This window comes from Filimonas lacunae, assembly GCF_002355595.1.
Lineage (GTDB): Bacteria > Bacteroidota > Bacteroidia > Chitinophagales > Chitinophagaceae > Filimonas > Filimonas lacunae.
Map to the genome: position 1 here is coordinate 3589079 of NZ_AP017422.1, position 14813 is coordinate 3603891.

General features: G+C 45.0%; 11 protein-coding genes. 9 read left to right on the forward strand and 2 right to left on the reverse strand.

Annotated features, from left to right (window positions below; all coding sequences use genetic code 11):
• Nucleotides 1–153: 153 nt before the first annotated feature.
• The 5 genes from FLA_RS14245 to FLA_RS14265 all read left to right on the forward strand — a co-directional run bounded on the left by FLA_RS14245 (nucleotide 154) and on the right by FLA_RS14265 (nucleotide 5611).
• A complete protein-coding gene (locus FLA_RS14245; RefSeq protein ID WP_076378190.1) occupies nucleotides 154–690 on the forward strand; it encodes a carboxymuconolactone decarboxylase family protein in 537 nt (178 codons plus the stop codon).
• Nucleotides 691–887: 197 nt separating this feature from the next.
• On the forward strand, nucleotides 888–2027 hold the full coding sequence (locus FLA_RS14250) for an L-dopachrome tautomerase-related protein (RefSeq protein WP_084206157.1): 1140 nt from the start codon (nucleotides 888–890) through the stop codon (nucleotides 2025–2027).
• A 2-nt stretch (nucleotides 2028–2029) separates the two neighbouring features.
• Nucleotides 2030–3517, forward strand: a complete 1488-nt coding sequence (locus FLA_RS14255) for an L-dopachrome tautomerase-related protein (protein WP_084206156.1) — start codon at nucleotides 2030–2032, stop codon at nucleotides 3515–3517.
• A 273-nt stretch (nucleotides 3518–3790) separates the two neighbouring features.
• On the forward strand, nucleotides 3791–4594 hold the full coding sequence (locus FLA_RS14260) for an enoyl-CoA hydratase/isomerase family protein (RefSeq protein ID WP_076378188.1): 804 nt from the start codon (nucleotides 3791–3793) through the stop codon (nucleotides 4592–4594).
• Between the two features lie 81 nt (nucleotides 4595–4675).
• A complete protein-coding gene (locus tag FLA_RS14265; protein ID WP_076378186.1) occupies nucleotides 4676–5611 on the forward strand; it encodes an NADP-dependent oxidoreductase in 936 nt (311 codons plus the stop codon).
• A 97-nt stretch (nucleotides 5612–5708) separates the two neighbouring features.
• Here FLA_RS14265 and FLA_RS14270 read toward each other — a convergent pair whose 3' ends face one another.
• Complete coding sequence (locus FLA_RS14270; RefSeq protein ID WP_076378184.1) at nucleotides 5709–6533, reverse strand: SDR family NAD(P)-dependent oxidoreductase; 825 nt, start codon at nucleotides 6531–6533, stop codon at nucleotides 5709–5711.
• 10 nt (nucleotides 6534–6543) lie between these two features.
• Complete coding sequence (locus tag FLA_RS14275) at nucleotides 6544–7374, reverse strand: alpha/beta fold hydrolase (RefSeq protein ID WP_076378182.1); 831 nt, start codon at nucleotides 7372–7374, stop codon at nucleotides 6544–6546.
• A 235-nt stretch (nucleotides 7375–7609) separates the two neighbouring features.
• Between FLA_RS14275 and FLA_RS14280 the strand changes: the two genes are divergently transcribed.
• From FLA_RS14280 to FLA_RS31710, 4 genes are all read left to right on the forward strand, one after another.
• Entirely contained in the window at nucleotides 7610–8200 is a 591-nt protein-coding gene (locus tag FLA_RS14280) for a TetR/AcrR family transcriptional regulator (RefSeq protein ID WP_076378180.1), read from the forward strand.
• A gap of 35 nt (nucleotides 8201–8235) precedes the next feature.
• Nucleotides 8236–10098, forward strand: a complete 1863-nt coding sequence (locus FLA_RS14285; protein WP_076378178.1) for a sigma-54 dependent transcriptional regulator — start codon at nucleotides 8236–8238, stop codon at nucleotides 10096–10098.
• Between the two features lie 231 nt (nucleotides 10099–10329).
• Nucleotides 10330–11157 carry a helix-turn-helix domain-containing protein gene (locus FLA_RS14290; protein WP_159445087.1) on the forward strand — a complete coding sequence of 276 codons (828 nt, stop codon included), beginning with the start codon at nucleotides 10330–10332 and terminating at the stop codon, nucleotides 11155–11157.
• Nucleotides 11158–11172: 15 nt separating this feature from the next.
• Nucleotides 11173–14790 carry a sigma-54-dependent Fis family transcriptional regulator gene (locus FLA_RS31710; protein ID WP_197705899.1) on the forward strand — a complete coding sequence of 1206 codons (3618 nt, stop codon included), beginning with the start codon at nucleotides 11173–11175 and terminating at the stop codon, nucleotides 14788–14790.
• The last annotated feature ends 23 nt before the right edge of the window (nucleotides 14791–14813 follow it).

Below are 14813 nucleotides of genomic sequence, written 5' to 3' on the forward strand. Positions count from 1 at the left end.
GTCTTATTTTACTTTGTTGAAAAGACGGGGATGGGATGCTATACGTATTTCTGTTCAATTCTTTCGCTCAAATGGACAATTTAAGGGTAATCACACCGTCTAACTTTGATCTATCAAATCAAAGGACCAATAACAATAATAAAATTTACGATCATGAAAACTATCCATGTACCTACAAAAGAACAGGTAAGTGAACCCGCCCAGCAGTTATTTGCAGCTATTAGTAAAAAAATGGGTAAAGTACCTAACCTGTATGCCACTATAGGATATTCAGCACCGGCCCTTAAAGGACTTCTTGAATTTGAAGAAGCATTTAGCCATAGCACCTTTACCGCCAAAGAACGCGAAGGCATTAACCTGGTTGTTTCGCAGGTGAACAGTTGTGATTATTGTCTTGCTGCTCACACCATGCTTGCAACTCTTAAAGGATTTAACAGCGAGGAAATCATAAACATGAGAAAAGGATTCTCGACAAACACCCAATTCCAAACCGTGTTACAGCTGGCACAATCAATAGCAGAAAACAAAGGCACAGCAGACACTGCCATTAAAAACGCTTTTTTTGATGCCGGTTATACAGAGACTGACCTTATAGATCTTATTGGCCTTATCACCGTGCGTACCTTCACCAATTATGTGTATGCCCTTACGGAAATACCAATCGACTTTCCACAGGCACCGGCACTTTAAAACAAAAGACAAAAAAGATAATCGCTACCGGTTATCTTCTTTCCTATATGCACGTTAACGAACCACAAACATCTACCATTTTATAGCAAGAAAATACCAAAAGCAGCCCTGCACTTGGGTATAGCTTTGCTGTAGCATTATCAACAAAACGATACACCAACAATGCTACTTATTCAACATAATGAAATAACAAAACAATGAAACGTACATATTTAGCAGGTATAACATCAATAGTATTATTACTCATCTCCTGCCATAATCCAACAGCAACCAATACCCTTGAGCAAAAAAAGGCACAGGACACTATTAAAACCACACCAACCTCCGCAACACTAGAGCAGGTGTTTGCAGATAGCACCTATCAGTTAACTGGTGTGGCTGTAGCACCTGGCGGCAGATTATTTACCAACTATCCTTACTGGCTTGACACACACAGTTACTCCGTTGCAGAAGTTGTGAACGGACAACCTGTTCCCTACCCTGATGCCACATGGAACAGTTTTAAAAAAGGAGATAATGGACAAAACAAGTTTGTATGCGTACAGTCTGTTGTAGCAGACGACAAAGGATACCTGTGGGTAGTAGACGCGGCAGGCATTGGTTTAAGCAGTGTATATGCCCATAGCAATAAAGTAGTTAAAATAAATCTGGCTACTAATGTGGTAGAAAAGATATACCGCTTTCCAGAAAATGTAGCAGGTGCCAATGTTTACTTAAACGATATAAGAATAGACAATACCAACGGCTTTGCCTATATGACCAGTTCTTCCGGCGGTGGCATTGTAGTATTGAATATCCAAACCGGAACTTCACGCTTCGTACTGGGTAATTCATCCACAGTAAAATCAGATACCTCCTATCACTTTTCACCCAATGGCAAAGCGTTACTGAAAGCAGACGGCACCGCATTAACGGTAAATTCTGATGGCATTGCCCTTACACCAGACAACCAATGGCTTTACTTTAAACCACTTACCGATAACAAATTGTACCGGATAAGCACTACGCTGTTGCGTGATTTTACCACGCCATTCAAAACACTGGACGAAAAAGTAGAAGACCTGGGAAAATTTGTAACCACTGACGGGATGATATTTGACAAAGCCGGCAACCTGTACCTTGGCGATCTGGAACAAAACAGCATTATAAAAATTACACCCGACCTCACCATGCACACATTGCTACAAGACAACAACAATCTGCGCTGGCCCGACAGTTATAGCATTTCAGAAGACGGGTACCTATACATATCCTGTTCGCAAATACAATACATGCCCTGGTTTCATCAACAGGATGAAATAAAAAGACCCTTTAAAATTTTCCGTTTAAAAATCTAATCATGAAGAATATAATAACAAGCTTTGGATTACTGTTTATGCAGGTTGCCGGGGCGCAAAATGTTCAGCATTTTAACTTACAAAGTTTGCCAGCTAAGCAAATGAACGAGTTACTTACCCGAAGCACTATCTCCGGCCAGTCTGGCACTATTGGTTACTTTACTTATCAAAAAGGTGCGGTAGTGCCCACACACCAGCACACTAACGAGCAGTACTCCCTTATTACCCAGGGTAGTGTCAGCGTATTAGTCAATGGAAAAGAAACTATTGTAAAAGCCGGAGAAGGCATTATTATACCGCCCAACATTGCACACAGCTTTACAGCCCTGGAAGACAACACTATTGACATTGACTTTTTCACACCGGCACGTATGGATTGGCTGGCAGGAACCGATAATTATTATACGGCAACGCCGGTAAAAAAAGATACGCTGCCATGGAATGGTAAAATCACCCGCCCCGAAGTGTATGCCACCGTAAACAATGCTGTTGGCAATATCACTTTTACACCGCAGGGCGAACTGGTTTACAGCCACCACCCCTTTTTCAATCCTGACATCCGGGTAATGAAATATAACGCCCAAAGCAAAAGCAGCGTGCCCTTCCCTAACCTGGAATGGAACACTCCCCGCAGCACAGACGACCAGTATTTGAGCAGTGTACTAGGCATACGCAATGATGCCAACGGCATTATCTGGATGCTGGACATGGGGCAGCGTAATAACATCACTCCTAAAATGGTGGGCTGGAATACCCGCACCAATCAACTGGAACGCATCTATTATATCCCGGCATCTGCACTGGTTCCGGAATCGCAGCCGAATGATATGATGGTAGACACTAAACATGGCGTGTTTGTAATTGCCGATGAAGGTATAGGCAACGGCGGCGATGGCTCTAAAGCAGCGTTGATTATTATAGATATGAAAACAGGGGCTGCCAAACGTTTGCTGCAAGGCACCCGAACTACCATGCCCGAAAACACGCCCACCATCATCAACGGAAAACACCTGGCCATCAATAATAAAGACCTGCTGGTGGGTTGCGATGGCATTACCGCCGATGCCAATTTTCAATGGCTGTATTATGCGCCGCTCAACGGCACAAAAGTATACCGTGTGCAAATGAGCGACCTGCTGAATACACAACTCAACAGTAACACACTGGATGCAAAAGTGGAAACCTATGCCAGCAAACCCAACAATGGCGGCCTGAGCATTGACATTAACGGAAACTTATATCTCACCAGCATGGAAACCAACAGCGTTACCGTAATATTAGCCAAAGACCGCAGCGTACATGAACTGGTAGCAGATGATAACCTGCTTTGGCCTGATGGCGTTAGCTACAACGCTGTTGACGGCTACATGTATGTATCTGCCGCACAGGTGCATTTAGGCGCTGTATTTAATAACGGACAAAACAAAGCCAAAGCCCCGTTTTACATCTACCGTTTTCATCCACTGGCTGCCGGCGTGCCTTTTAAATAATATAGCATACAAACAACCGGGCAAACGCTTCCGCTACAACATACCGTTTCCCGGCTACTATTTCAGCAACAGGCATCACCTCACGGGATGCCTGTTTTACATTCCCCTAATCCGTGAAAAGTACAAGTGTTTTTACAATAGAGTCAACCCCTCCCATCAGCCCGCTACTAACTTTAACCTCATAAAAAGAAAAGCCTGTTACTACCACATAAGTAGCCGGTGATAATCGCTATTAAATTGATCCGTTACATTTTATAAAACAAATGATATCGTATGATTTTTACAACCAATAAAATAAGCAACGCTTATTGGAAAATCAGCATTAATAATCCACCTATCAACCTGTTTGACACAGAATTCTCCAAACAACTGATGGTATTGATGGATGAAATGGAGAACAACGAAAACCTAAAGGCGGTGGTTTTTGAAACTGCTAACCCTGATTTTTTTGTAGCGCATGTGGAGCTGATACACGCCAATGAATTTCCTAAAGGCACAGGGAAAACAGGGCTTTCTATTGCCTGGCCCGATATGGCCAAACGGCTTGAGCAGGCTCCTTTTGTAAGCATTGCTTCTATCAGGGGAAGAGCCAGAGGGTTAGGCAGCGAATTTATACAGGCTTTTGATATCCGATTTGCCAGTAAAGAAAAAGCCTTCTTTGGTCAACCCGAAATAGGCATTGGTGCGTTTCCCGGCGGTGGCGGATTAGAGCGTCTGCATCTGCTTACAGGTAAAGCACGGGCGTTGGAAATAATACTAAGTGGCGAAGACTACCCTGCGGAACTGGCGGCTCAATATGGCTGGGTAAACCGTGCTATCCCCGACGCGGAACTGGATAGCTTTGTGGATCATTTTGCTGCCAGAATAGCTTCCTTTGATAAACAAGCTATCACTGCTATCAAGTCTATCATGAACCGCAATGCAACGCTGCCCGTGAACGACCATATTATGGATACGCAAACACAATTCTTTGCCGCGCTGCAATGGCCGGAAGCCCACCAAAGAATTAAAACCTTGTTTGGAAAGGGTTTGCAACAACATGGAGAGGTGGAATTAAACCTGGGAAAATATCTCTGACAAGCTAATAGCATATACTACTTTATTCTTTCCGGCACACATTCCTGCCGGAAAGTTTGTTTACACAAGAAAATACATCAAATGAAAGCAATTGTATTAAAAGGCCCGGGAGGAACTGATCAATTAGAATACCGCGAGCTGGACATTCCGGCCATCCAACCCGGTGAAGTGCTGGTAAAAGTAAAGGCCATCAGTATTAACCCGGTAGACATTAAAGTGCGCGAAGGACATGGTGTGTATGCCGCTTTAAAAAGCGCCAATCCTTTAATTCTCGGCTGGGACATTTCAGGCGTAGTAACGGAAAGTAAAAGCGAGTTATATAAAGCAGGGGACGAAGTATTTGGCATGGTAAACTTTCCGGGACATGGCAAAGCTTATGCGGAATATGTAGCAGCACCTGCCGAACACCTGGCGCTGAAACCCGCCAACATTTCTTTTGAAGAAGCCGCCGCCGCTACCCTGGTAGCTTTAACAGCCTGGCAGGCTTTGGTTACCTACGGCAAAGTACAGAAAGGACAAAAAGTGCTGATACATGCAGCTGCCGGTGGTGTAGGCCATATTGCCGTGCAGATAGCCAAACACCTGGGCGCTACCGTAACCGGCACTTCGTCGCAGGCAAATAAAGCCTTTGTACTAAGCATTGGCGCTGACTATCATATTGACTACAAAGGCTATAACTGGATGGCGCAGCAACCTGAATACGATTTTGTATTGGATACGGTAGGTGGCGATAACATCCATAATTCCATAGCTGTAGCCCAAAACGGCGGTACTGTTATCAGCATTCCTACCGGCCTGCATGAAGATGTAACCAGTAAAGCAAAAGAAAGAAACATACATGCCCAGTTTATGCTGGTAAAATCGAATGGTGCAGAGATGCAACAGATTGCTGCGTTATTAACGCAAGGCATTTTAAAACCGCATGTATCGCAAACGTTTTCTTTTGATCAGATGAAAGAAGCGCACTTGCAGATTGCAACCGGCAAAACCATTGGCAAAATACTGGTAAAGCCTTAAACAACACCTACCACTAAAAAAGATAACGGCAGCTCAACAGCTGCCGTTCTTCTTAAAACACATCATAGAGTACAGCTAAACAGATAACTTCTTTCTATTAATGGCCGTGAGCAGCTATACTCACCTGCTTCCAGGCCTCAATTTCCTGCAAGCGCCAGGTATAAAACCGGTATACACTTTCATAGGCCACACGCCCTAACAATAATCTTTCGGGTGGGTGTGGATGGTCAATTATTTTTAGCAACGGCTCTACAGTAGCAGCAGGCTTTCCCCAAAAAGAGGGATCACCACCCGAATCTTCCGAAGAAGCACGCACCACATCATAATCCGTTATATCACCGCTGATTACAGCAGCGGATGCCCCTGCCCAGTCTGTGGCAAAACCATTCGGCTCAATCAGCGTGGTTCTGATGCCCAGGTGGCCCACCTCTTTACTGATAGTTTCTATCATGCCCTCCACAGCAAACTTAGATGCATTGTACAGCCCCAGCATAGGCAAAGTGGTAATGCCCAGGTAACTGGATACCTGTATAATATGGCCACTTCTTTGCTTGCGCATGATAGGTAGTATAGCCTGCACCACCCATAGCGAGCCAAAGAAATTGGTATCCATCTGCTGCCTGGCTTGCTGTTCGGTAGCTTCTTCCGTTATGCCAAACAAACCAAACCCGGCATTATTAATCACCACATCTATACGCCCAAACCACCCAATAGCTTCGGCCACCGTAGCAAAAACATCCTCGCGTTTGTCTACATCCAGGCGCAGCGGCAATAAGTTATCCGGGTATTTATCCACCAGTTCTTTCAACGCTGCTATATTGCGCACGGCGGCTACTACTTTATCGCCGCGTTTCAGCAACGCTTCTGTCCACAGCCTTCCAAAACCTTTGGAAGCGCCGGTTATAAAAACAACTTTCGACATTATCATCAGTTTAATAGTGATCGAGAAAATAAAGCGCTTCATGTACAAACAAGTGCGGATACTGGAAAAAAGATCCATGCGCCGCATCCGGATAACAACTCAACAGCGCATTGGGCAACTGCTGAAACAACGTATAAGAACTACTGCTATCCATCATATCATCATTGCTGCCCTGCACTACCAATACCGGGTGCTTAATGCGCGTAACATCAATGCTTACCGCATCTGTGCCCCAGGCCGTGATGGCCTTCAGCTGCGCCATCACTGCCGCATCGGAAGTGGCCTTGTCCCGGTCTTCCACGCGCCACTGTAAACGTGCCAGCGCAGCCCTGCCCTTTTCACGGCTGGCTTCTGTAGGCGTGAAGAAAATAAACAGGAAACGTTCTGCCGGCGCTAATTGCATAGCCCTTTGTATCAGGTCAGGAAAAGAATGCAATGCCTTAGCCCCCTGCGGAGCAGCACCAACGATCATTATTTTACGAATAAGCGCCGGACGCAATACCGCCAGCTGCTGTGCTATAAAACCACCCAGCGAAAAGCCCAGCACATCCATTTGCGTAATGCCCAGTTGTTCAATAAAACGGATAGCATCCTGTGTCATAGCATATACACTGTCCGGCGTTACGCCACCCGAATTACCTACCCCTTTGTTATCAAAAACAATCACCTCCCGTTGTTTAGCCAGGCCATTCATAATAATAGGATCCCAGTTATCCAGCGTGCCTGTAAAATGCTGAAAACCTACTACCGGAACACCACCCAGCTTACCAAACCGGCGGTAGGCAAATGATACGCCGTCCACTTCTATATATTGGGTAGGCGCAGAAACAAATAAATCCATAGTTGCTGACTTTATCGGATGATTAAATAGTTATATTTTTTATGATACAAAGCTATACCGGTTAAAACCCGCAGGGTTGACTCTATGCTATAAACTGTGGCACGATACCACGAAAACATCGCCCACCCATCCCCACCAGGCCCATACCCCTTAAAACTGTAATGGAAAATAAAATCACCGGAAATGCACAAAACTGACCGATCGGTCTTATTTTTGTTTTCTCAAACATATACCGATGTCTAAAGGAGATGCTACACGACAGATGATTGTGGAGAAAGCTGCCCCTATATTTAATATAAAAGGGATGGCAGCCACCGCCATGAGCGACATTATGGAAGTGACCGGCTTATCTAAAGGCAGCATGTATAACCACTTCCAGGACAAAGAAATGCTGGTGTCGGCAGTAGTAGATTATAACCTGCATTCTTATGCAGGCAAAATAAGAGCAGCCATTGGCCCTGAGAAAACGGCAGTTAAAAAACTGTTCGCTTTTATAGATCTGCTCGGCACCCCGCTGTCACCCATTATAGAGGGCGGATGCCCGGTACTCAATTTTGGAACAGAAGCTGACGACACCCACCCCAGCGTTGCAACTAAGCTAAATGCCATGATAGAGTTGTGTGAAAATGCATTGGCAGGCATTATTAAAGAAGGGATACAGCAGAAAGAATTTGATGCGGATTGGAACTATAAAGAGTTTGCTGTTATAATGTTTTCTATGATGGAAGGCGGGCATATATTAAGCAGGATTGCCGGTAATAATAACCGGATGAAACTGATAAGCAAAACACTGAAAGCAATGATTAAACAACATGTAATACAATAACAGTCGCTATTATCCGGCAGGCGCAGTAAACGTGTATGATAACAGGTACCATTTTAATTGTAGAAGATGAGTTCATCGTAGCAACTGACCTCACCCGCAAATTAACCAAAGCGGGTTACGAGGTTTGCGCGGTAGCTACTTCCGTTGCAGAAGCCACGGAGCTGATACAATTGCATCAGCCGGCCTGGGCTATATTGGATATCTTTTTAATGGACGGCTCATTGGGCACACAGCTGGCAGAACAGCTGGTGGCAAAAAACATAGGCTTCCTGTACCTTTCGGCCAGTCAGGATATACACATCATAGAAAAAGCCCGGCTTACCAATCCCTACGGCTTCCTGGTAAAACCTTTTAAAGAGCAGGATTTGCTGATGATGCTGGAAATAGCCATACAAAAACACCAGCACCAACTGCAACTGGCAGCACAGCGCGAAATGTTCTGGCAACAAAACCTGCAACTGCTGAACGGGGAACAAACCCCGGTTTGTGAAAAAATAAAACAGGTGCCGGGTTTCTTTCAAAGCGCCATACCGTTTGATTATATGCACATCAGCACCACCACACCCAATAGCACCCATAGCCACCGGTATGGTTTTCTGCGCAAAGATTTTAACCATTACCAGGTGCTGGAACAGGCGGATATATTGACTATCATTGATGAACAGGCCCCGCTACACTGGCAGGAACAGTTCATGCATTATTATAACTTTTGTTCACACACCACCTGGAACACTGTTTTAGAAAATAAAGAAAAGGTGTTACTCAGCTTTTACAGCAGAAGCCACAACGCCTATACAGGCGAACACCTGTCTTTTTTACAAAACCATGCCCTACCATTACAAACCTTTTTGCAACTTTTATTAAAGCCTTTACCACCTGCTGCTTCACCGGGGCCCGGCGCTGTTATGCCCGATACATCTCACAAGGATGAAAAACCATCGTTTACCGGCATCATTGGCAAAAGCCCGGCATTATTGCGGGTACTGGACCATATAGCCACGGTAGCCCCTTCCCCTACTTCTGTTCTTATCACCGGCGAAAGTGGCACCGGCAAAGAGCGGGTGGCAAAAGCAATACACCAGTTATCTGACAGAAGACACAAACCACTGGTAGTGATCAACTGCGCTGCGTTGCCTGCCGACCTGATAGAGCCGGAACTGTTTGGCCACGAGAAAGGCGCTTTTACCGGCGCGCACGACAAGCGTGCAGGCAAGTTTGAACTGGCACATGGCGGCACCCTGTTCCTGGATGAAGTGGGTGAATTATCGCTTGCTGCACAAATGAAGCTGCTGCGCGTGCTGCAGGAAAGAGAAGTGGAACGGATAGGTGCCAACAAAACTTTTAAAGTAGATGTGCGCGTAATAGCTGCCACAAACAGAAAACTGGAAGAAGCCGTGGCAGCCGGCCGCTTCCGGCTGGATCTGTATTTCCGGCTGAACGTATACCAGATCATTCTTCCCCCGCTTCGCGAGCGGCAGGAAGACATTCCACTGCTGGCTGCACATTTTACTAAAATGTATTCCACCTCACTGAAAAAGCCGCCGGTATCCATTAGCAGTGAAGCCATGCAAACACTCATGCACTATCCCTGGCCCGGCAATGTAAGAGAGCTGGCACATACTATTGAACGCAGCGTTTTACTAACACGCGGGTATATGATGCGTGAAATAATACTGCCACAAAAACCTTTGGCTACTGATTTCAGCTTTAGTGTCATCAATGCCAAAGCAACCAGCAACGCCGCTAATGAAGCTGATTACCTGGTGAGCATATTAAAACTATGCAAAGGTAAAATACGTGGTGAAGGAGGCGCAGCCAGCTATTTAGGTATTCCGGCAACCACTTTACAGTCGCGCATGAAAAAATTAGGCATAAAAAAAGTGTTTGATTTTGAATAATCAGTGGCAGTACCCTATGAATAGTGGCGATATACAGTGAATAAAATCAGCATTTCGGCCATTGACGATATAAAGAGAGTTTGAAATCAACAAAACAAGCAATACACACTGATTTACAAACACTTACGAGGTGGCACATTATTGGAATTATAGTGTAAACACTATTTTATTATATCCAATAATCTTACAATGAATATATCTGCCGGGAATAGTTTGAAAGCGTTTTATTATATGAATCCGAAAACGGGGATTCCTTTTTTATCTATTACTCATATTGATGCATTAACACCATTACCAGTACCTGTAAACCGTAAAAGCTACAGGATATTAATAATAAACTCCGGCAGCTGTAACTGCCAGATTGATAAAATGGAAACTACTATAGACAACACAAGCATGGCCGTGGTAAAGCCCAATATATACCTGTCTGTTTCGCCCGGAACAGAAGCCAGCGGCTATATCATATCCTTTTGTAACCAGTTTTTGCACCTGCTTACCAGCATGGCCCCTAAACTGCAACGGTTGCCTATACATTTAAAACAGGCGCAGAACATACGGTTAACTACGGAGGAACAAACACATTTAACCACCCTGACAGAGAAGCTGGCACACGAACTGCATCATGAACATGATAAAGCCGACACTCCCATCATACATGCTTTATTCCAGGTATTTGCCTTTGAAATAAGCCGGCTGCTGGCCAAACAGGCTCCTTTAAAAAATGCACGGTGCAGCCAGTTATTAATGCGGTTTTATTCATTGCTGGATGAGCATTTTGCTTCTTTCAAGCAGCCTTTTCAATATGCCAGTATGATGTATATCACCCCCAACCAGTTGAACAATATTATTAAAACCACATTAGGCTGCACAGCCAGCACTATTATACAGGAGCGCATTGTAACAGAAGCTAAAATGCTGATTGCACACAACAACCTGAGCATGAAAGAGGTGGCGTTTAAACTGGGCTTTGAAGATATGTCGCACTTTAGCCGCTTCTTTAAAAAAGTAGCAGGCACATCGTTTTCCAGCTTCAGAAAAGAAATACAACTACAAAATTAAATGGCCATGCATTCTATGCCCTTAACTGAAAATAACGATAGTGAACAGCATTACCTGCAAAGCATGCACACAGCCACCGAACTGCTTTCGCTTTGCGAAGCATTTACCTCTGTACAGGAACCTAAGCAACTGGAATACCTGCTACGCCTGCAGGTTCATCCCTTACTGGGCATCCATACGTCCTATGTCACTTGCATTAAAGAAAGTAATAACGGCGATGAATATTTACTGCACACTCCTCCTGCGGAGATTACCAGGGAACAAAAGGAATATTATATCCTGCAAAAAGAAAAGGATGCCCTGTTACTGGGTTTGCTGAACCGCATCAATGAACAGGAAAGATATATCCGGCTCGATTGGAACCGGCAGGCGGAAGAAATACAGGCAGATACCGCACTACGTGCTTTTCCGAACGCAGGCACAGCGGCACTGCTGATAGCCGGCTTGTTTCGCAGAAGTAAGGTAATTGGCTACTGGCTGATGCTTGTGCCCGAACACCTTTCCAAAGCCGCTTTACCTTCGCGGCTGCTGGACCTGGTTACCCTGCAATTATCCAATGCAGTACACAAGATCATTTTATATGAACAATTACACAGCAACAAAAAAGAAAGCGAAAGCCTGCAACTGCTGAATATAGATCTGGCAGCAGCCCGTAACAGGCAGGATATTCTTAGCCTGGTACGCACCCGGTTATTAGCCCTGTTTCCCTTTTCGCATCACTTTATCTGTAAGGTAAATGAAGATGACACTACACTTAGTCTTTATGGAACCGATGTGCATTCCTGCGCCCAGTATCATCCGCTTTATGAAACGGTGAAAGCAATGAAAGTACCTATTGCGGATGGCATCTGGAATAAAGTATTACTATCATCCGAGCCAGCGGTGTTTGATCTTACCGAAATGGAAAAGCGGGAAACACTCCCCATGTATCTGCGCGTAAATGCAGAATCGGGCATCAGATGGGTGGTTATGCTGGCTTTTAAATTAGATGAAAAAGTTATTGGCGCATGGGCTATTGCATTTACCCATACCCAACAACCATTATCCCGGCAATTGAAACTGATAAAAGCTATAGCGGCACCGGTATCTGTAGCCATCTCCAATATCATTGCCAACGAATCGTTGCATGAAAAAAGGGAAGAAAGAGAAAGACTGCTGGATGCCAATTTTGCACTGGCAGATGTAAGGGACCGGCAAAAACTGGAAGAAGCATTACACCTGCACCTGCCGCTGCTGTTACGCAACAGTTATCATTCGGTAGCATTGGTGCAGGAAAGCAAGGCTAACACAGAAATTGATATTATACGCATAGAACACCTTTTTCATACCTCTGCCAACAATACACAGCTTACCGCCTTGCATAACGAAGGGGTGCAGTGGATAGCTGTTCTTTCCCTTAAAAACGGAAACGAGCCCGCCGCCTGCCTGCATGTTTATTTTAAAGGTGTAGAAAAACCGGAGAAAAAACTGCTGAACCTGTTGAAAGAAATTTCCCTACCCGCATCCAAAGCGTTTTCTGCCATTTTACATTACGAAGAAATTGTAAGGCGCGACAAGGAAAAAGAATTGCTGTTAACACTGAGTAAAGACATTGCCGGCATACGTGAAAAAGAACAACTATTGCAAACCATCAAAAAACGTTTGCAGCAGCCTATGGGTTTTACTCATTTTGCACTGGCGGTAAAAGATGCAGCAGGTGTTATCACCACCTTCCTGGCCGATCCTGGTTCGCGTGCCAAAATGCATCCTTCCTATTATAGCCTTTTCCGGCAAGAGCTTCAGCACGACCATCCTTTTCTGCAACACATTCACCAGGCATCGCAACCTGTGGTGATTAACAGGAATAATGCAGTAGCCTTTTCTGAATTGCCCGATGTTATCAAAGTAAACTTTGAAAGCGGCATAGAAGAAATGGTCATCACACGGCTTTACGATGGGATAAACGTGTTTGGTTACTGGTTTTTATTTTTCCAGGAACGGGGCCAGATTTTATCTGCACAGTTTAACCTGGTAAGCGCTATATCGCACCAGCTTTCCACTGCTATGTTAAACATACGCGCTAATACAGAACTCATTAACCGCGACCGGGAAAATGAACTGCTGCTTAACATCAGTAAAATGATTTCCGGTGCTAAAAACTATGGTGATGTTACAGCACTGATTGCCGCTAAACTACCCGAGGTATTTTTGTTTGAACATCACCTGATAGGGATTATACAGGAGCGGGATGCTATGATACAGTTTGTGCTTCCTCCTTCCCCCACCCCCGGAATCACTTACAGCGAGCATACCTATACCCTTTCTGACCTGCTGGGCGAAGAAACAGGCGAATCACTGCTAACCAGCGATTCTTTTATCGAAATAACACTCACCAGTAAACAAATCATCCGCTTTCAGCAGATCACCGGCGAACGTATACCGGCACAGGCAATGGTTACCAGCTTTACCTACAGCGGTAAACTAACCGGCATCTGGCTGCTATTTTACACCAACACACCCGCTGTTTCTGATAAAAAGTCGCGGCTGCTGTCCAGCATTAAAGACCAGCTTTCAGTTGCTATTGGCAACTTACAGGCATCCGAACAGATACAGCGCCAACTAACAGAAACCAGCCATTATAAAGAACACCTGGAAGAAGAAAAGATTTACCTGCGGGAAGAACTGGAAACCGCCTATCAATATGCGGATATAGTAGGACAAAGCAATGCTGTAAAGAAAGTATTTGAAATGGTAGCGCTGGTAGCGCCTTCGGACAGCACGGTGCTGATACAGGGAGAAACGGGCACAGGTAAAGAGCTGATAGCAAGAGCCATACATCACCTCTCGCCCCGGCAAAGTAAGTTAATGGTGAAAGTAAACTGTGCAGCCCTGCCGGCCAACCTGGTAGAAAGTGAATTATTCGGACATGAAAAAGGCAGCTTTACAGGCGCTATAGAACGCCGCATTGGCAAGTTTGAACTGGCTAATGGCGGCACTCTTTTTCTTGATGAAATAGGCGAAATGCCTTTGGAGCTACAGGTGAAGTTACTGCGGGCCTTGCAGGAACGGGAGATAGAAAGAATTGGTGGCCGTTCAGTTATTAAAGTGAATGTGCGCGTGGTTACCGCCACCAACCGCAACCTGGAACAGGAAGTAAGGGAAGGCCGGTTTAGAAGCGACCTGTATTTTCGCCTCAACACTTTTCCTATTTATGCGCCACCGCTGCGGGAACATAAAGAAGACATTCCCCTGCTGGCCAACCATTTTGTAAACAGGTTTTCTAAAAAGGCGGGTAAAGCCATTGACACCATCAGCCAGGGTGCGCTTCAAACATTAATGGCTTACGACTGGCCTGGCAATGTGCGGGAGCTGGAACATCATGTGGAACGCTCTGTGCTTTTAGCACAGGGTAATACCATCCGGCAAATGGATGTAATGCTACGCCAGGCTTTTCCGGCTGCTGCTACGCAGGGCGATTCCTCCGCGATCAAAACCATTGATGATAACGAGCGTGACCTGATTATACGGGCATTGAAATTTTGCTCCGGAAAAATAAGTGGCACAAATGGGGCGGCATCGCTATTGGGCGTTCCCCCTACTACCCTGTATTCAAAAATGAAGCGTCTGCATATAAAAAAGACATTCAACAAATAATCCTACACGATTGCCGCCATTTA